33 protein-coding genes are annotated in these 16252 nt (G+C 33.9%); all 33 read right to left on the bottom strand.

The window, feature by feature from the left end; genetic code table 11:
* Positions 1-21 precede the first annotated feature (21 nt).
* Positions 22-363, bottom strand: a complete 342-nt coding sequence (gene rplQ / locus AB4Y15_RS11460; RefSeq protein WP_035162271.1) for a 50S ribosomal protein L17 — start codon at positions 361-363, stop codon at positions 22-24.
* A 20-nt stretch (positions 364-383) separates the two neighbouring features.
* Positions 384-1331, bottom strand: a complete 948-nt coding sequence (locus AB4Y15_RS11455; RefSeq protein WP_427340485.1) for a DNA-directed RNA polymerase subunit alpha — start codon at positions 1329-1331, stop codon at positions 384-386.
* Between the two features lie 64 nt (positions 1332-1395).
* A complete protein-coding gene (rpsD, locus tag AB4Y15_RS11450; protein WP_427340484.1) occupies positions 1396-2019 on the bottom strand; it encodes a 30S ribosomal protein S4 in 624 nt (207 codons plus the stop codon).
* Positions 2020-2042: 23 nt separating this feature from the next.
* Complete coding sequence (gene rpsK, locus AB4Y15_RS11445) at positions 2043-2441, bottom strand: 30S ribosomal protein S11 (protein WP_427340483.1); 399 nt, start codon at positions 2439-2441, stop codon at positions 2043-2045.
* A 21-nt stretch (positions 2442-2462) separates the two neighbouring features.
* Complete coding sequence (rpsM, locus tag AB4Y15_RS11440; protein ID WP_427340482.1) at positions 2463-2834, bottom strand: 30S ribosomal protein S13; 372 nt, start codon at positions 2832-2834, stop codon at positions 2463-2465.
* A gap of 141 nt (positions 2835-2975) precedes the next feature.
* A complete protein-coding gene (rpmJ, locus tag AB4Y15_RS11435) occupies positions 2976-3089 on the bottom strand; it encodes a 50S ribosomal protein L36 (RefSeq protein ID WP_025434559.1) in 114 nt (37 codons plus the stop codon).
* A gap of 15 nt (positions 3090-3104) precedes the next feature.
* Positions 3105-3323 (bottom strand): translation initiation factor IF-1, encoded by a 219-nt coding sequence (gene infA, locus AB4Y15_RS11430; RefSeq protein WP_427340481.1) that lies wholly within the window; start codon positions 3321-3323, stop codon positions 3105-3107.
* Positions 3324-3352: 29 nt separating this feature from the next.
* Positions 3353-3634, bottom strand: a complete 282-nt coding sequence (locus AB4Y15_RS11425) for a KOW domain-containing RNA-binding protein (RefSeq protein ID WP_427340480.1) — start codon at positions 3632-3634, stop codon at positions 3353-3355.
* 19 nt (positions 3635-3653) lie between these two features.
* Positions 3654-4400 carry a type I methionyl aminopeptidase gene (gene map, locus AB4Y15_RS11420; RefSeq protein ID WP_427340479.1) on the bottom strand — a complete coding sequence of 249 codons (747 nt, stop codon included), beginning with the start codon at positions 4398-4400 and terminating at the stop codon, positions 3654-3656.
* On the bottom strand, positions 4400-5050 hold the full coding sequence (locus tag AB4Y15_RS11415) for an adenylate kinase (protein ID WP_427340478.1): 651 nt from the start codon (positions 5048-5050) through the stop codon (positions 4400-4402). The genes map and AB4Y15_RS11415 overlap by 1 nt, the downstream gene beginning before the upstream one ends.
* A gap of 31 nt (positions 5051-5081) precedes the next feature.
* On the bottom strand, positions 5082-6356 hold the full coding sequence (gene secY, locus AB4Y15_RS11410; protein WP_427340477.1) for a preprotein translocase subunit SecY: 1275 nt from the start codon (positions 6354-6356) through the stop codon (positions 5082-5084).
* Between the two features lies 1 nt (position 6357).
* On the bottom strand, positions 6358-6798 hold the full coding sequence (rplO, locus tag AB4Y15_RS11405; protein WP_427340476.1) for a 50S ribosomal protein L15: 441 nt from the start codon (positions 6796-6798) through the stop codon (positions 6358-6360).
* 20 nt (positions 6799-6818) lie between these two features.
* Positions 6819-6995, bottom strand: a complete 177-nt coding sequence (gene rpmD / locus AB4Y15_RS11400) for a 50S ribosomal protein L30 (protein ID WP_427340475.1) — start codon at positions 6993-6995, stop codon at positions 6819-6821.
* 13 nt (positions 6996-7008) lie between these two features.
* On the bottom strand, positions 7009-7515 hold the full coding sequence (gene rpsE, locus AB4Y15_RS11395) for a 30S ribosomal protein S5 (RefSeq protein WP_427340474.1): 507 nt from the start codon (positions 7513-7515) through the stop codon (positions 7009-7011).
* Between the two features lie 17 nt (positions 7516-7532).
* Positions 7533-7901, bottom strand: a complete 369-nt coding sequence (gene rplR / locus AB4Y15_RS11390; RefSeq protein ID WP_427340473.1) for a 50S ribosomal protein L18 — start codon at positions 7899-7901, stop codon at positions 7533-7535.
* A 20-nt stretch (positions 7902-7921) separates the two neighbouring features.
* Positions 7922-8461: a 50S ribosomal protein L6 gene (gene rplF, locus AB4Y15_RS11385; protein WP_427340472.1), complete on the bottom strand. Its 540-nt coding sequence runs from the start codon at positions 8459-8461 to the stop codon at positions 7922-7924.
* Between the two features lie 32 nt (positions 8462-8493).
* Positions 8494-8892 (bottom strand): 30S ribosomal protein S8, encoded by a 399-nt coding sequence (gene rpsH / locus AB4Y15_RS11380; RefSeq protein ID WP_427340471.1) that lies wholly within the window; start codon positions 8890-8892, stop codon positions 8494-8496.
* 31 nt (positions 8893-8923) lie between these two features.
* Positions 8924-9109, bottom strand: coding sequence for a type Z 30S ribosomal protein S14 (locus tag AB4Y15_RS11375; RefSeq protein WP_427340470.1), 186 nt, complete (start codon positions 9107-9109; stop codon positions 8924-8926).
* 15 nt (positions 9110-9124) lie between these two features.
* Positions 9125-9667, bottom strand: coding sequence for a 50S ribosomal protein L5 (gene rplE, locus AB4Y15_RS11370; protein ID WP_427340469.1), 543 nt, complete (start codon positions 9665-9667; stop codon positions 9125-9127).
* 28 nt (positions 9668-9695) lie between these two features.
* The gene (gene rplX, locus AB4Y15_RS11365; protein WP_427340468.1) at positions 9696-10007 is read right to left on the bottom strand and encodes a 50S ribosomal protein L24; all 312 of its coding nucleotides are present in this window, start codon (positions 10005-10007) and stop codon (positions 9696-9698) included.
* Between the two features lie 15 nt (positions 10008-10022).
* The gene (rplN, locus tag AB4Y15_RS11360; RefSeq protein ID WP_427340467.1) at positions 10023-10391 is read right to left on the bottom strand and encodes a 50S ribosomal protein L14; all 369 of its coding nucleotides are present in this window, start codon (positions 10389-10391) and stop codon (positions 10023-10025) included.
* 28 nt (positions 10392-10419) lie between these two features.
* The gene (gene rpsQ / locus AB4Y15_RS11355; RefSeq protein WP_427340466.1) at positions 10420-10674 is read right to left on the bottom strand and encodes a 30S ribosomal protein S17; all 255 of its coding nucleotides are present in this window, start codon (positions 10672-10674) and stop codon (positions 10420-10422) included.
* A gap of 27 nt (positions 10675-10701) precedes the next feature.
* Entirely contained in the window at positions 10702-10905 is a 204-nt protein-coding gene (gene rpmC / locus AB4Y15_RS11350; RefSeq protein WP_427340465.1) for a 50S ribosomal protein L29, read from the bottom strand.
* Positions 10895-11338, bottom strand: coding sequence for a 50S ribosomal protein L16 (gene rplP / locus AB4Y15_RS11345; protein WP_427340464.1), 444 nt, complete (start codon positions 11336-11338; stop codon positions 10895-10897). The genes rpmC and rplP overlap by 11 nt, the downstream gene beginning before the upstream one ends.
* A gap of 29 nt (positions 11339-11367) precedes the next feature.
* On the bottom strand, positions 11368-12036 hold the full coding sequence (gene rpsC / locus AB4Y15_RS11340; protein WP_427340463.1) for a 30S ribosomal protein S3: 669 nt from the start codon (positions 12034-12036) through the stop codon (positions 11368-11370).
* Positions 12037-12052: 16 nt separating this feature from the next.
* Complete coding sequence (gene rplV, locus AB4Y15_RS11335; protein ID WP_427340462.1) at positions 12053-12388, bottom strand: 50S ribosomal protein L22; 336 nt, start codon at positions 12386-12388, stop codon at positions 12053-12055.
* 29 nt (positions 12389-12417) lie between these two features.
* Positions 12418-12699 (bottom strand): 30S ribosomal protein S19, encoded by a 282-nt coding sequence (rpsS, locus tag AB4Y15_RS11330; protein WP_427340461.1) that lies wholly within the window; start codon positions 12697-12699, stop codon positions 12418-12420.
* A gap of 65 nt (positions 12700-12764) precedes the next feature.
* Entirely contained in the window at positions 12765-13595 is an 831-nt protein-coding gene (rplB, locus tag AB4Y15_RS11325) for a 50S ribosomal protein L2 (RefSeq protein ID WP_427340460.1), read from the bottom strand.
* Positions 13596-13626: 31 nt separating this feature from the next.
* The gene (rplW, locus tag AB4Y15_RS11320; protein WP_035162205.1) at positions 13627-13920 is read right to left on the bottom strand and encodes a 50S ribosomal protein L23; all 294 of its coding nucleotides are present in this window, start codon (positions 13918-13920) and stop codon (positions 13627-13629) included.
* Positions 13920-14543, bottom strand: coding sequence for a 50S ribosomal protein L4 (rplD, locus tag AB4Y15_RS11315; RefSeq protein ID WP_427340459.1), 624 nt, complete (start codon positions 14541-14543; stop codon positions 13920-13922). The genes rplW and rplD overlap by 1 nt, the downstream gene beginning before the upstream one ends.
* A gap of 33 nt (positions 14544-14576) precedes the next feature.
* Positions 14577-15203, bottom strand: a complete 627-nt coding sequence (gene rplC, locus AB4Y15_RS11310; RefSeq protein ID WP_427340458.1) for a 50S ribosomal protein L3 — start codon at positions 15201-15203, stop codon at positions 14577-14579.
* Between the two features lie 58 nt (positions 15204-15261).
* Positions 15262-15588, bottom strand: a complete 327-nt coding sequence (gene rpsJ / locus AB4Y15_RS11305; protein ID WP_427340457.1) for a 30S ribosomal protein S10 — start codon at positions 15586-15588, stop codon at positions 15262-15264.
* Positions 15589-15906: 318 nt separating this feature from the next.
* A partial coding sequence (locus AB4Y15_RS11300; RefSeq protein ID WP_489672025.1) for an EF-Tu C-terminal domain-related protein occupies positions 15907-16252 on the bottom strand: 346 nt, incomplete at its 5' end.

Here is a 16252-nt window from a genome sequence, read left to right as displayed (position 1 = left end):
CAACTTAATCCCCTACACTATCTATACTAATTCTATTATTACCATTTCTGAACCATCGCCTCTACGAGGTCCAATTTTTAATATTCTTGTATAACCACCATTTCTTTCAGCATATTTAGGTGCGATTTCATCAAATAATGTTTTAACAACAGTTTCATCATATACAAATGCTAAAACTTGACGTCTAGCATGTAAATCTCCTCTTTTTGCAAGAGTTATCATCTTTTCAGCTAATCTTCTAGTTTCTTTTGCTCTAGCTTCTGTTGTTTCAATTTTCCCATTTTTTAATAAACTAGTTACTAAATTTCTTAACATTGCTTTTCTATGGTCAGTTCTGCGACCTAGTTTTCTTAATTTTGCCATCCCTCTTCCCTCCTTACTTCTTAGTCATCACTCTTCTTTAGGCTCAATCCGAGTTCTGCTAATTTGCGTTGAACTTCCTCAAGGGATTTTTTACCAAGATTTCTAACCTTCATCATATCTTCTTCTGTTTTCTTAGTTAATTCATCTACTGTGTTAATACCCGCTCTTTTTAAACAGTTATATGATCTAACTGATAAATCTAATTCTTCTATTGTCATCTCTAGTACTTTTTCTTTCTTATCTTCTTCTTTTTCAACCATAATTTCAACATCATTTACATGGTCAGTCAATGTAATGAACAGGTTTAAATGCTCACTCATAATCTTAGCACCTAATGAAGCAGCTTCATCTGGCTTAATACTGCCATCCGTCCAAACTTCTAGGATTAACTTATCATAATCAGTAATCTGACCAACCCTTGTGTTTTCAACTTTAAAATTTACTTTTTTAACAGGAGTAAAGATTGAATCAATAGGTATTACTCCTATTGTATGATTCTCTTTTTTATTTTTCTCTGCTGGAACATATCCGCGTCCTTTAGCCATTTCAAGTTCCATATAAAGCTTTCCATCTTCATCAAGCGTAGCTATGTGTAAATCCTTGTTTAATATTTCAACCTCAGGTCCTGTAATAATATCTCCAGCTGTTACTTCTCCTTCTCCTTCTGCTTCTATTCTTAATGTTACTGGTTCATTAGTATGCATAATAGCTACTAAATCTTTTAAGTTTAATATAATTTCAGTAACATCTTCCACTACTCCAGGAATGGTAGAAAATTCATGCAACACTCCTTGAATCTTTATTGATGTAACAGCAGCACCTGGTAAAGATGAAAGTAATATTCTTCTAAGTGAATTACCTAAAGTAGTTCCGTAACCTCTTTCTAAGGGTTCTACAACAAACTTACCATAGGTATTGTCTTCGCTCATTTCAACAATCTCAATTTTTGGCTTTTCTATTTCAATCATCTACTAATAACCCTCCCTATAAGCTTTTTTGTGGTACTGAGGGCAACTGATTCTATTTTTTATATTACTTAGAATATAACTCAACGATTAAGTGTTCTTCAATTGGTAATTCTATATCATCTCTTGAAGGCTCAGCGATAACCTTACCTTCCATTTTTTCTGCTGTGAATTGTAACCATTTTGGTACTCTTCCTTGATGGTTTTCAATTAATTCTTTAAACTTAACTGATGATCTGCTCTTCTCTTTTACTGCAATAACATCTCCTACAGAAACTAGATATGAAGGAATATCTACTTTTTCACCATTAACAGTGAAATGTCCATGAGTAACTAATTGTCTAGCTTCCGCTCTAGTTGAAGCTAATCCTAATCTATATACAACATTGTCTAATCTCATTTCTAATATTTTTAATAGGTTTTCACCTGTAATACCTTTCATTTTGTCTGCCATTTCGAAGTATCTTCTCATTTGCTTTTCTGATATTCCATAATATCTACGAACTTTTTGCTTTTCTCTTAACTGGATACCATAGTTTGATAATTTTCTTCTAGATTTACCATGTTGTCCTGGAGCATAGTTTCTTCTAACAATTGCACACTTATCTGTATAGCATCTATCTCCTTTTAAATAAAGCTTAAGTCCTTCTCTACGACAAAGTCTGCAAACTGGACCTGTATATCTTGCCATTCTCTACACCTCCTACATCATAATTATACTCTTCTACGTTTAGGTGGTCTACAACCGTTATGTGGAATTGGAGTAACGTCTTTTATAAGACTAACTTCTAGCCCAGCAGCTTGTAATGATCTTATTGCTGCTTCTCTACCTGCTCCTGGACCTTTAACATATACTTCTACAGTTTTTAATCCGTGTTCCATAGCCTTTTTAGCAGCAGCTTCAGCAGCCATTTGAGCAGCAAATGGAGTTGATTTTCTTGAACCTTTAAATCCAAGCTGACCTGCGCTAGCCCAAGCAATAGTATTACCTTGAGTATCAGTTAAAGTAACTATTGTATTATTGAATGTTGATTTAATATGAGCCTGACCTCTTTCGATATTCTTTTTATCTCTTCTTTTAACGCGAGATCTTTTATTCTTATTAGCTACCACTTACAGTCCCTCCTTTATCTATTACTTTTTACGCTTCTTACCTACTGTTTTTCTAGGACCTTTTCTAGTTCTTGCATTAGTCTTTGTACGCTGACCTCTTACAGGTAAACCTCTTCTATGTCTAATACCTCTGTAGCAGTTAATGTCTTTAAGTCTTTTGATATTTAAAGCTATCTCTCTTCTTAAGTCACCTTCTACTACATATTCGTTTTCTATTATATGTCTAAGTTTATTTACTTCTTCTTCAGTTAAATCCTTTACTCTTGTATCTGGATTTATACCAGCTTTAGCTAATATTTCATTTGATCTTGATCTTCCGATACCGAATATATAAGTTAATCCTATTTCTACTCTCTTATCTCTTGGCAAGTCAACACCAGCAATTCTGGCCATTAATATCTACACCTCCTAATACTGTGAATCAATTAGTTTTATCTGTATACAACTTTTATCTTAAGCAGCCGCGATATTCATTAACTCAAATAATTATTATACTAAAAAACACAATAAATAGCTAGTATATTATGTCTAATATTAACCTTGTTTTTGCTTATGCTTAGGATTTTCACAAATAACCATTACTCTACCTTTTCTTTTAATAATTTTACATTTTTCACAAATTGGTTTAACTGATGGCCTTACTTTCACAGCAATCCCTCCTTGCTACTTTTTACGCCATGTAATTCTACCTCTAGTTAAATCATACGGAGATAACTCAACTGTTACTCTATCACCTGGAAGAATTCTTATAAAATTCATTCTCAGTTTGCCTGATATATGAGCTAACAATTCATGTCCATTATCAAGCCTTACTTTAAACATTGCATTTGGTAGAGCCTCTATAACAGTACCCTCTACCTCTATAACATCTTTTTTGGACATTAGGCAACCTAACCTCCTATTCAAGGAAATTATATCTCTTCATTGAAAGGTTTTAGACATTTTCTAACATAAGCATTATTAAATTTTTCTCCCTTTTCAATCTTTTCTTTAATATTTTCTAGTACAGTTTTATAAACGATTAAGTGTTTTATTTTCTTTTTCTTTGGTTTGTCAAGTTTTCTTAAGTCACCATCTACTATCAATACATATTTATCATCTAAAATATCAATAACAACGAAAACTCTTCCTTTATCTCGACCAGCTTTTGATCTAACAACTTGCCCTATTTGGATATCGCTAGTAGTTTCCATAAAATTCACCTCTTATTTGTTATAAAGCAGTCAGTATTTCGGGCTCACCATCTGTAATAGCTATGGTGTGTTCGTAGTGAGATGACAGTTTTCCGTCAAACGTAACTACTGTCCAATTGTCTTTAAGAATTCGAACATGATATGTTCCTGCATTCACCATTGGTTCTATAGCTAAAACCATACCTTCTTTTAATCTTGGTCCTCTTCCTGGTGGACCAAAGTTAGGTATCTGCGGGTCTTCATGCATTTTTTGTCCGATACCATGCCCAACAAAATCTCTCACAACTGAAAAACCATTACTCTCCACATATTTTTGAATCGCATGTGATATGTCTGAAAGTCTATATCCTACTTTTGCATATTTTATACCTTCATAAAAAGACTCCTCAGTTACTTTAATAAGTCTAAGAGCTTCCTCTGATACATCCCCTACAGGATAAGTCTTAGCACTGTCACCATAATAACCATCTACAATCACACCAATATCTATACTTATAATATCACCATCTTTTAGCCTTTTTAATCCAGGTATGCCATGAACAACTTCTTCATTAACTGACGTACAAATAGAAGCTGGGTAACCGTTATATCCTTTAAAAGCTGGTCTACCATTATTTTTCAGTATAAAATCTTCAGCAATCCTATCTAGCTCTTTCGTTGTAATGCCAGGCTTGATAAATTGTTGGAGAAAGGCGTGAGTCTCAGCAACAAGTCTACCCGCCCTTCTCATCTTTTCAATCTCTCTTTTAGTTTTTATTATGATCATTATTTACCGCTCCCTAAAGCACTTACGATATCTTCAAACACTTTATCAATACTCTGCATTCCATCAATATTTGCAAGTATACCTTTGTCTTTATAATAATCAATTAGGGGCTTAGTCTGTTCAAGATATACTTCTATTCTTTTTGTTACTGTTTCTACAGTATCATCTTTTCTTTGATAAAGCTCTCCTCCACATATATCACAGATACCTTCTTGTTTGGGAGGATTAAACTTAATATGATAAGTTGCTCCACATTCTTTGCAAATCCTTCTTCCTACTGCTCTTTCTATAAGTGCTTCTTTATCAACTTCAATATTTATTACTTTGTCTAATTGCATATTTAAGTTCTTTAACTCAGTTTCAAGCGCATCTGCTTGAGCTACTGTTCTAGGGAACCCATCTAATAAAAATCCATCTTTACAATCACTTTCTGTTAGTCTGTCTTTTACAATAGCCACAACTATATCATCAGGAACTAAAAGTCCTTTGTCCATATACTCTTTTGCCTTCTTACCTAATTCAGTGCCCTCTTTTATATTTTTTCTAAAAATATCTCCTGTTGATATATGTGGAATATTATATTTTTTTACAATCCCTGAAGCTTGGGTACCTTTACCAGCTCCAGGGGGCCCTAATAATATCAATCTCAAAACAATCATCTCCTTGTGGAGTAATCCAAAGCTACTTTAAGAATCCTTTATAGTGTCTCATTAACATTTGAGCTTCTATCTGCTTCATAGTTTCAAGAGCAACACCAACTACTATCAAAAGTGCAGTACCACCAAATCTAATATTTAAATTTGTAGTAGATAAGATAATAGTTGGAAGTGAAGCTATTATAGCAAGTGTTAATGCTCCTACTAATGTAATCCTTGAAATAACTTTATTTAAATATTCTGCTGTTGGTTTACCTGGTCTTATTCCAGGAATAAATCCACCATATTGTTTTAAGTTGTTTGCATATTCATAAGGATTAAATTGAACTGCTGTATAGAAATATGTGAAGAAAATTATCAATAAAGCGTTCAATATTGAGTAAATTATAACACCAGGGTTACCGTTTAATGATAAATACTTGTTAACCCACTCAGCAAATCCTCCTTTAAAGAAGAATGCTAAAGTTTGAGGAAATGCTAATAATGAAGTTGAGAAGATAACAGGGATTACCCCTGCCATTAAGACTTTTAGTGGTATATGAGTACTTTGACCACCATACATTTTTCTTCCTACTACTCTTTTAGCATATTGAACAGGTATTTTTCTCTGACCTTCTTGTATTGCAACAACCCCTGCAATTATTAACACTGAAAGTATTAAGAATACTAATATCTCAATAATATTTGTTTCTCCTATTTTAAGAAGATTAATTATTTTTGCTAATCCGCCAGGGACTCTTGAAATAATACCTGTAAATATAATAAGTGAAATACCGTTACCTATTCCTTTATCTGTAATTAGCTCACCTAACCACATTAGGAAAGCTGTACCTGCAGTCAATGTAGCTACTACAACTGTTATTGAAAGAAAATCTTTATTTATTAAAGCCCTATTAAAGAAACCTACACTGTAACCTATTGCCTGTATTAATGCTAGCACCACTGTACCATATCTTGTATATTTAGCAAGTTTCTTTCTTCCTTCTTCTCCTTCTCTTGCTAAAGCTTCAAGGCTAGGAATAGCAATTGTAAGTAATTGGATAATTATTGAAGCTGTGATGTAAGGATAGATATTTAATGCAAATATCGTAAAATTTTTAAAAGCACCACCAGCCATCAAGTTCATAAAATCTAGAAGCCCACCAGCTTCACCTTTAAACATTTCAGCTATTACTTGCTTATCTATCCCTGGTACTGGAATATTAGCCCCCAATCTAAATACAACTAGCATTAATAAGGTAAATAACATTCTCTTTCTTAAATCAGGAATTTTCCATGCGTTTCTAAGAGTAGTCAGCATATTAAATCACCTCTACCTTTCCCCCTACTCCCTCAATCTTTTCAATAGCAGACTTGCTAAACTTATGAGCTTTTACAGTTAATTTTTTATTTAATTCACCATCACCAAGTATCTTAACCCCATCCATTACTTTCTTTATTATACCTGTTTCAAGAAGTAATTCTGGAGTCACTTCTGTATTATCTTCAAATCTATTTAATGTTTCTACGTTAACTATTACATATTCTTTTGCAAATCTATTAGTAAAACCTCTCTTTGGAAGTCTTCTATATAATGGCATTTGTCCGCCTTCGAATCCTGGTCTTACTCCGCCACCTGAACGTGCCTTTTGACCTTTTTGACCTCTACCAGCAGTTTTTCCTTGTCCAGTAGCAGTACCTCTACCTAATCTCTTACGAGCTTTTGTGCTTCCTTCATTTGGTCTAAGTTCATGTAACTTCACTTTAAACACCTCCTCTTTAACTATTCAATTACTTCAACCATGTGGCTTACTTTTTGTATCATACCTCTAATTTGAGGAGTATCTTCCTTCTCTATTATTTGACCAACTTTTTTGAAACCTAAAGCTTCGATTGTTCTCTTTTGCTTTTTAGTTTTACCTATTTTACTTCTTATTAATTTGATCTTTATTTTTGCCAAGGTGTATACCCCCTTACCCTAATAACTCTTCTACTGATTTTCCTCTTAATCTTGCTACTTCTTCAGCTGTTTTTAGCTGCTTTAGTGCTTCTATTGTAGCATTGACCACATTTCTAGGGTTGTTTGATCCTAATGACTTAGTTCTTATATCTCTGATACCAGCTAACTCTAATACTGCACGTACAGGACCTCCTGCAATAATTCCTGTACCTTCTGCAGCTGGTTTTAATAATACTCTAGCAGCACCGAATTCTCCTATTATTTCATGTGGAACAGTAGTTCCAACAATAGGAACTTTTATTAAGTGTTTTTTAGCATCTTGTATAGCCTTTCTTATTGCATCAGGTATTTCTAATGCTTTAGCCATACCTACTCCAACATGACCATTTTCATCTCCAACAACAACTAATGCACTAAATCTGAAGTTTCTACCACCTTTAACAACCTTTGTAACACGATTTATATTAACTACTTTTTCTTTTAAATCTAATTCGCTAGCATCAATACGTCCGCGTTGCATTAATTCCCCTCCTTTAACTAAAACTTAAGTCCCGCTTCTCTTGCACCTTCAGCAAGTTCTTTAACTCTTCCGTGATATAGATAACCGCCTCTATCAAATACAACAGTTTCAATACCTTTTTCTAAAGCTCTTTTAGCAACTAATTTACCAACTAACCTAGCTGCTTCTTTGTTTCCTGTATATTTAACATTTTCTTTGATTTCTTTGTCTAAAGTTGAAGCAGCAACTAAAGTATTTCCTGCCACGTCATCTATTATTTGTGCATATATATGCTTAGCACTTCTAAATACGTTTAATCTTGGTCTTTCAGGAGTTCCATGTACTTTATTTCTAACTCTAAAATGCCTTTTCTTTCTATTTTCATTCCTACTTACTTTCTTAAACACTCTTAATCACTCCTTTCCTGCTACTTACCAGTCTTACCTTCTTTACGTCTAATAACTTCGCCTTCATATCTAATACCTTTGCCTTTATAAGGCTCTGGTTTTCTTAAGTCTCTGATTACCGCAGCATAGTTACCAACTTTTTGTTTATCTATACCTTTAACAATTATTTTATTGTTAGCAGGTACTTCTATTTCAATACCTTCAGGAGCTTCCATCTCTACTGGATGTGAAAAACCAAGGTTTAATACAAGTTTGTTACCTTGTTTTTGTGCTCTATATCCAACACCTACAATTTCTAATGTCTTAGAATAACCCTTAGTTACACCCTCAATCATGTTAGCTATTAAAGTTCTTGTTAATCCGTGTAGTGACTTATGCTTTTTATTATCAGTAGGTCTTACTACTGTTATTTCATTATTTTCTATATTTATTTTCATGTCTCTATGAAGTTGCTGTTCAAGTTGCCCTTTTGGTCCTTTAACAACTATATAGTTATTGTCGTTTATTTTTACTTCAACGCCAGCAGGAATTGTTATTGGTTTTAACCCTATTCTAGACATGACTACACCTCCTGTTCTCTGGTTTAAAAGCTTTACCAAACGTAGCAGATAACTTCTCCGCCTACGCCTGCTTTCCTTGCTGCCTTGTCAGTCATTATTCCTTTTGAAGTTGAAAGAATAGCTATACCAAGTCCACCTAACACTCTTGGTATCTCATCTCTTTTTGCATATACTCTTAATCCAGGTTTTGAAATTCTCTTTAATCCTGTTATTACTCTCTCTTTATTCTTTCCATATTTAAGTTGTATTCTTATAATACCCTGCTTATTATCATCTATAATATCATATCCCTTAATAAAACCTTCATTTAATAAGATTTCAGCTATTGCTTTCTTCATATTAGAAGCTGGGATGTCAACAGTTTCATGTCTTGCATTATTACTATTTCTGATTCTTGTAAGCATATCTGCAATTGGATCAGTCATTACCATTAGGGTTTACCTCCTTCCATATTAGCTAACTTTACCAGCTTGCCTTTTTAACTCCTGGTATTTGCCCTTTATATGCTAATTCTCTAAAGCAAATACGGCATACTCCAAACTTTCTTAGATAAGCATGTGGTCTACCACATATTCTACATCTATTGTAATATCTTGTGCTGAACTTTGGTTTTCTTTTCTGTTTAGCAATTAATGATTTTTTTGCCACTTAACTCCCTCCTTCTTACTTTTTAAAGGGCATACCCATTAGTTCAAGTAATTCTTTAGCCTCTTCATCTGTCTTAGCAGTTGTTACTATAGTTATATCTAAACCTCTTACACGGTCAATTTTGTCATAGTCAATTTCTGGGAAAATAAGTTGCTCTCTAACACCTATTGAATAATTTCCTCTTCCGTCAAATGATGTGCTTGATACACCTCTAAAGTCCCTTACTCTTGGAAGTGCAATGTTCATGAATTTGTCTAAAAAGTCGTACATTCTTTCTCCTCTTAATGTAACTCTTGCACCTACTGGCATACCTGCACGTATTTTAAAGTTTGATATTGCTTTCTTTGCTCTAGTAACAACAGCTTTTTGTCCTGCTATTAAAGTCAATTCTTCAACAGCAGCTTCTAATGACTTAGGATTATCTTTTGCATCGCCAATTCCCATGTTTAGCACAACTTTTTCTATCTTTGGTACTTCCATAATATTTTTATATTTAAACTTCTCCATTAAAGCTGGAACTACTTCGTTTACATACTTTTCTCTTAAACGTGATGTCATTTGGTGTACCTCCTTTCAGCAGTAAGAACTAATCTAAAACTTCACCGCATTTTTTACAAACTCTTACTTTTTCGCCGTTTTCTAATATTTTATATCCAACTCTAACACCTTTTTTGTCTTTTTCACAATATAACATTACATTTGATACATGAATTGGTCCTTCTTGGTGTATAATTCCTCCTTGCGGGAATTTTGGACTAGGCTTTTTATGCTTAGTTTGCATATTTACGCCCTCTACAATAACTCTATTACGTTTAGGTAGTGCTGTTAACACTTTACCTTTTTTACCTTTATCTTTACCTGAGATTACTACTACTGTATCTCCTTTTTTTACATGCATTACCTACACCTCCTCTTATAATACCTCAGGTGCTAGTGATATTATTTTCATAAAGTTACCTTCTCTTAATTCTCTTGTTACAGGCCCGAAAATACGTGTACCTACAGGTGATTTATCGTCCTTGATTATAACAGCTGCATTTTCTTCGAATTTTATATAGCTACCATCTGGTCTTCTAACACCTTTATTAGTTCTTACAACAACTGCTTTAACAACATCTCCTTTTTTAACAACACCTCCAGGTGTTGCACTCTTAACAGAACATACTATTATATCTCCGATGTTAGCATATTTTCTTCTAGTTCCGCCTAAAACTTTTATACATAATAATTCTTTTGCTCCTGAATTATCAGCAACTTTTAGACGTGATTCTGCTTGAATCATGAGATAACCTCCTTTCAAATCCTTAGGATTACTTAGCTTTTTCTATTATTCTAACCAATCTCCATCTCTTATGCTTACTTAAAGGTCTTGTTTCCATAATTTCTACAATATCACCAATTCCGCATTCATTATTTTCATCATGAGCTTTAAACTTTGTAGTTCTTTTTATTTGTTTTCCGTATAATGGGTGTGATACAAATCTTTCAACCGCAACTACAATAGTTTTATCCATTTTATCACTTACTACACGACCTATTCTAACTTTTCTATTCCCTCTACTCACGTTAAATAGTCCTCCTTTCTGGAACTACTATGCATTCATCTTATTTAATTCTCTTTCTCTTAAAATAGTCTTAATTCTTGCAATATCTTTTCTAACCGCTTTTATTCTCATTGGATTATCCAATTGTCCTGTCGCTAATTGAAATCTAAGATTGAATAATTCTGACTTAAGGTCAGTTAATTTAGTATTTAATTCCTGAGTTGTTAATTCACGTAATTCTTTAGCTTTCATTAGCTTCACCACCTTCTTGAGCTGCCTCTTCACGAGTTATGAATTTGCATTTTATTGGCAATTTATGTGATGCTAATCTCATAGCTTCTCTTGCAACTTCTTCAGGCACTCCTGCCATTTCAAATAAGATTCTGCCAGGTTTTACAACAGCTACCCAATATTCTGGTGAACCTTTACCTGAACCCATACGAGTTTCAGCTGGTTTTTGAGTTATTGGCTTATCTGGGAATATTTTAATCCAGATTTTACCGCCCCTCTTAACATGTCTAGTCATAGCTCTTCTGGCAGCTTCTATTTGGTTTGAAGTAATCCAAGCTGGTTCTAAAGCTTGTAATGCATATTCACCATAAGCTATTTTATTGCCACGAGTTGCTTTACCCTTCATTCTACCTCTGTGTACTCTACGATGTTTCACTTTCTTAGGCATTAACATATTTTTTCCTCCTTCCTAAGGGATTAAAACTACATTTCTTTTTTCTCTTCCTTTTTGTCAGCTTTTTTAGTTGGAAGTACGTCTCCTTTGTATATCCATACTTTAACGCCTATTTTACCATAAGTAGTATCTGCTTCAGCAAAACCGTAGTCTATATCTGCTCTTAAAGTTTGTAAAGGTATATTTCCTTCACTATACCCTTCAGTTCTTGCCATATCAGCTCCACCTAATCTTCCTGATACAGCAGTTTTGATACCTTTCGCACCTGCTCTCATAGTTCTTTGAATAGCTTGCTTCATAGCTCTTCTGAAAGATACCCTTCTTTCAATTTGAGCCGCTATATTTTCTGCTACTAATTGAGCATCTAATTCAGGCACTTTAACTTCTTCAACATTTACTACAACTTTTTTCTTAGTTAATTTCTCTAATTGTTTTCTTAATTCTTCTACTCCTTGACCGCCTTTACCAATAACCATTCCTGGTTTAGCAGTATTTATAGTTACTCTTACTCTATTAGCCGCTCTTTCGATTTCTATTCTTGAAATCCCAGCTATATATAATTTTTGTTTTAAAAATTTACGTATATTATAATCTTCTATTAGAAGATCTGCAAATTCTTTCTTTCCAGCATACCATCTAGAGTCCCAATCTTTTATGATACCAACTCTAAGTCCATGTGGATTTACTTTCTGACCCATTTCAGCCCCTCCTTATCTATTCTCTTTCCCTAAGCACTACTCCTATATGACTAGTTCTCTTTAGAATCGGATACGCTCTACCTTGTGCTCTCGGTCTCCATCTTTTTAATGTAGGACCTTGATTAGCATAAACCTCAGCTATATAAAGATTATCTCTATCCATATCAAAATTATTTTCAGCATTAGCAAGTGCTGACTTAACTACTTTTTCTAATAATCTAGCTGATTTTTTAGGAGTAAACTTTAAAATAGCAAGAGCTTCATTAACATCTTTGCCCCTAATTAAATTTGCTACTATCTGAACTTTCCTGGGTGAAATACGAACATATTTAGCGATAGCTCTAGCTTCCACCTGAATTCCCTCCTTTATCTATCCAATATCTATTTAACTTTAGTTGTTTTCTCTGTATCTGCATGACCTCTATAAGTTCTTGTTGGAGCAAATTCTCCTAATTTGTGTCCAACCATATCTTCAGTTATATAAACTGGCACGTGTTTTCTACCATCATGAACAGCTAAAGTGTGTCCAACCATTTGTGGGAAAATAGTTGAACGACGTGACCAAGTTTTTATAACTTTCTTTTCATTCTTTTTGTTCATTTCTTCTATTTTCTTTAATAACTTAGGATCACAATAAGGACCCTTTTTTAGTGATCTACCCATCTATGATCCTCCTTTCAAAACCACATTATTTTTAACCGACGCATCTTAGTTTATATGAAACTGTATTATTTCTTTCTTCTTCTAACAATAAATTTATCTGATGGTTTATTCTTCTTACGAGTTTTATATCCAAGAGTTGGTTTACCCCATGGAGTAACAGGTGTTGGTCTACCAATTGGTGCTCTACCTTCACCACCACCATGTGGGTGATCGTTAGGATTCATAACACTACCTCTAACTGTAGGTCTTATACCCATATGTCTCTTTCTACCAGCTTTACCTATAGTAATATTTTCATGATCTATGTTTCCAACTTGACCTATTGTTGCTCTACACTCTAATCTTATCATTCTTACTTCTCCAGAAGGAAGTTTAACTAAAGCGTAGTCGCCTTCTTTAGCCATAAGTTGTGCTGAGTTACCAGCTGCTCTAACTAATTGTCCACCTTTACCAGGTTTTAGTTCTATATTGTGAATTGTAGTACCAACTGGTATATTTCTTAAAGGTAATGCATTACCTATCTTAATATCAACATTTTCTCCTGATTCGATAATATCTCCAACTTTTAATTTGTATGGAGCTATAATATATCTTTTCTCACCATCTGCATAATTAATAAGTGCTATATTCGCAGTTCTATTTGGATCGTATTCTATAGCAGCAACTTTTCCTGGAATTCCATCTTTATCTCTTTTGAAATCTATAATTCTATATTTTCTCTTAGCTCCGCCACCTCTATGACGAACTGTTATTCTACCTTGAGCATTTCTTCCAGCTTTTTTAGTTAAAGATACTGTTAATGATTTTTCCGGCTCTTTTTTTGTAATCTCTTCAAAAGTGGAAACAGTCATCTGTCTTCTAGCTGGTGAAGTAGGCTTAAAACTCTTTATACCCATTTCCGTTCCCTCCTTCTAACTAATTCTACCGCTAAATCATACCTTCGAAGAACTCTATACCTTTACTATCTGAAGTTAAAGTAACAATAGCCTTCTTCCAGTTCGGTCTTCTACCTACATGTATACCCATTCTCTTAACTTTACCTTTCATGTTCATTGTATTAACCTTCTTAACTTTAACTCCAAAAATTTGTTCAATTGCATTTTTTATTTCAGTTTTATTAGCCCTTTTATCTACTACAAAGGTGTATTTCCTTTCTGCCATATCATTCATACTTTTCTCTGTAATAACAGGTTTTATTATAATATCGTGTGGGCTACGCATTATGCATACACCTCCTCCACTTTTCGAACCGCATCCTTAGTTATGATGAAAGAATCGCAGTTTAATATATCGTAAACATTTAATGTATTTACAAGTGTAGTTGATACACCTTGTATATTTCTTGCTGATTTTACTACATTTTCATCTTTTTCACTCATAACTATAAGAGCTTTTTTCTTTGAATTTAAATTCTTTAAGATAGATACCATATCTTTAGTTTTAGGTCTATCCATTTTTAATTCGTCTAATACTATTATTTCTCCATTTACAACTTTTGAACTTAACGCTGATTTCATAGCAAGTCTTTTGATTTTCTTTGGTAATTTGTAGCTATAATCTCTTGGTTTTGGCGCAAATACAACTCCGCCACCTTTCCAAATAGGTGATCTTATACTTCCGTGACGTGCTCTACCTGTTCCTTTTTGTCTCCAAGGCTTTCTTCCGCCACCTCTCACCTCTGACCTAGTTTTAGCTGATTGAGTACCTTGTCTTCTATTAGCAAGATAATTCTTTACAGCTTCATATAATACGTGTTCATTAATTTCAACACCAAATACGCTATCACTTAACTCTATATCACCAATTTGTTGTCCAGATACATTATATAAAGCTACTTTTGGCATTTTATGTCCTCCCTTCTATAAAAAGTAACCTTCTTAAGCTTTAACACTCTGTTTTATTATTAATAATCCACCCTTAGGTCCTGGAACTGCTCCTTTTATAAGGATTAAGTTCTTCTCTGCATCTACTTTAACAACTTCAAGATTTTGAACTGTTACTCTTTCATGTCCCATATGTCCTGGAAGTTTCTTAGTCTTAAATACTCTTGCTGGGAATGTAGATGCACCAAGTGAACCTACAGCTCTATGATATTTTGAACCGTGGCTTTCTGGTCCTCTTGATTGATTATGTCTTTTGATAACACCTTGGAATCCCTTACCTTTTGAAATTCCTGTTACATCCACTTTATCTCCTGCACTAAAAACATCTACTTTAATTTCTTGTCCTACCTCATATTCATCTACATTTTCAACTCTAAACTCTCTTAAATATTTTTTATATTCAACTCCAGCTTTATCAAAATGTCCTTTAAGTGGTTTATTAACTTTCTTTTCTTTTATATCGCAGTAACCAACTTGTATTGCGTTGTATCCATCTTTCTCAACAGTCTTTTTTTGCACAACCTTAACCGGTCCAGCTTCAACTACTGTTACTGGTATAACTGTTCCGTCCTCTGTGAAAACTTGAGTCATACCGATCTTTCTTCCTAATATAGCTTTCATATTTACACCTCCTATAATCTTACAGCGGATTACACATAATGTGTAATCATGCTAAGAATTATAATTTAATTTCAATATCAACGCCTGCAGGCAAGTTAAGTCTCATTAATGCATCTACAGTCTTTGGTGAAGGGTTTGTAATATCAATTAATCTCTTATGAGTTCTTTGCTCGAATTGCTCTCTTGAATCCTTATACTTGTGAACTGCTCTTAAGATTGTTATAACTTGTCTTTCTGTTGGTAGAGGTACAGGACCTGATACTGTCGCTCCTGTTCTCTTAGCTGTTTCTACAATCTTACGAGCTGATGCGTCAAGAATCTCATGATCATATGCTTTAAGTCTAATTCTTATTTTTTGTTTTCCCTTACCATTGTTTTTTGACATAAAATTCCCTCCTTCTATCGCATGTTATATTTTACACATGCGACGTGGAATCACCTATACACTTAACCGGGTGTTTTGTATGTTTTTTTTATCAACCGGTCTAGTGGTAAGGTAATACCAGTCGCCCGATTTTAAATCGGACATTCTCGGCAAAAATTCCCTTAAAAATTAAGCAACCTTTTGCCTCATCGCATGTCAATTGCACACTATATCATTTTATATTAATTTAAAAGAAAACTCAAGCCCTAATTGAGATTTTTTTAGTTTTTTTTAGATATTAAAAGAAGGGTCGCCCCTTCTTTTAATATCTTCTATTTATTATTCAATAATTTCAGTAACAACACCTGCTCCTACAGTTCTTCCACCTTCACGAATAGCGAATCTTAATCCTTCTTCTAATGCTATTGGTGTGATTAACTCTATTGTGAATCTTGCATTATCTCCAGGCATGCACATCTCTACGCCTTCTTCTAAGTTGATTGTTCCTGTTACGTCTGTTGTTCTGAAGTAGAATTGTGGTCTATATCCATTGAAGAATGGTGTATGTCTTCCACCTTCTTCTTTTGTTAATACGTATACTTCTGCTTTGAATTTTGTGTGTGGTGTGATTGTTCCTGGCTTAGCTAATACTTGACCTCTTTCTATTTCGTCCCTTTGCACACCT

Origin of the sequence: Caloranaerobacter longqiensis (assembly GCF_050286925.1) — a bacterium.
Classification (GTDB): domain Bacteria; phylum Bacillota; class Clostridia; order Tissierellales; family Thermohalobacteraceae; genus Caloranaerobacter.
Note: the sequence above shows the minus strand (reverse complement) of the source record. Positions and strands in the feature narration are given on the sequence as shown.

Coding starts and splice junctions, on each gene's coding strand:
- rpsH (WP_427340471.1), bottom strand. CDS start 8,892: ATGGTAATGACTGATCCAATTGCAGATATGCTTACAAGAATCAGAAAT.
- secY (WP_427340477.1), bottom strand. CDS start 6,356: ATGCTGACTACTCTTAGAAACGCATGGAAAATTCCTGATTTAAGAAAG.
- rplW (WP_035162205.1), bottom strand. CDS start 13,920: ATGCGTAGCCCACACGATATTATAATAAAACCTGTTATTACAGAGAAA.
- rplB (WP_427340460.1), bottom strand. CDS start 13,595: ATGGGTATAAAGAGTTTTAAGCCTACTTCACCAGCTAGAAGACAGATG.
- rplQ (WP_035162271.1), bottom strand. CDS start 363: ATGGCAAAATTAAGAAAACTAGGTCGCAGAACTGACCATAGAAAAGCA.
- rpmC (WP_427340465.1), bottom strand. CDS start 10,905: ATGAAAGCTAAAGAATTACGTGAATTAACAACTCAGGAATTAAATACT.
- AB4Y15_RS11425 (WP_427340480.1), bottom strand. CDS start 3,634: ATGGAAACTACTAGCGATATCCAAATAGGGCAAGTTGTTAGATCAAAA.
- rpsJ (WP_427340457.1), bottom strand. CDS start 15,588: ATGTCAAAAAACAATGGTAAGGGAAAACAAAAAATAAGAATTAGACTT.
- rplC (WP_427340458.1), bottom strand. CDS start 15,203: ATGAAAGCTATATTAGGAAGAAAGATCGGTATGACTCAAGTTTTCACA.
- rpsM (WP_427340482.1), bottom strand. CDS start 2,834: ATGGCCAGAATTGCTGGTGTTGACTTGCCAAGAGATAAGAGAGTAGAA.
- rplD (WP_427340459.1), bottom strand. CDS start 14,543: ATGCCAAAAGTAGCTTTATATAATGTATCTGGACAACAAATTGGTGAT.
- infA (WP_427340481.1), bottom strand. CDS start 3,323: ATGTCCAAAAAAGATGTTATAGAGGTAGAGGGTACTGTTATAGAGGCT.
- rplF (WP_427340472.1), bottom strand. CDS start 8,461: ATGTCTAGAATAGGGTTAAAACCAATAACAATTCCTGCTGGCGTTGAA.
- rplP (WP_427340464.1), bottom strand. CDS start 11,338: ATGTTAATGCCTAAGAAAGTGAAACATCGTAGAGTACACAGAGGTAGA.
- rplX (WP_427340468.1), bottom strand. CDS start 10,007: ATGCATGTAAAAAAAGGAGATACAGTAGTAGTAATCTCAGGTAAAGAT.
- rplN (WP_427340467.1), bottom strand. CDS start 10,391: ATGATTCAAGCAGAATCACGTCTAAAAGTTGCTGATAATTCAGGAGCA.
- map (WP_427340479.1), bottom strand. CDS start 4,400: ATGATCATAATAAAAACTAAAAGAGAGATTGAAAAGATGAGAAGGGCG.
- rpsS (WP_427340461.1), bottom strand. CDS start 12,699: ATGGGTAGATCACTAAAAAAGGGTCCTTATTGTGATCCTAAGTTATTA.
- rplE (WP_427340469.1), bottom strand. CDS start 9,667: ATGACATCACGTTTAAGAGAAAAGTATGTAAACGAAGTAGTTCCAGCT.
- rpsC (WP_427340463.1), bottom strand. CDS start 12,036: ATGGGTCAGAAAGTAAATCCACATGGACTTAGAGTTGGTATCATAAAA.
- rpsE (WP_427340474.1), bottom strand. CDS start 7,515: ATGCAACGCGGACGTATTGATGCTAGCGAATTAGATTTAAAAGAAAAA.
- AB4Y15_RS11455 (WP_427340485.1), bottom strand. CDS start 1,331: ATGATTGAAATAGAAAAGCCAAAAATTGAGATTGTTGAAATGAGCGAA.
- rpsD (WP_427340484.1), bottom strand. CDS start 2,019: ATGGCAAGATATACAGGTCCAGTTTGCAGACTTTGTCGTAGAGAAGGA.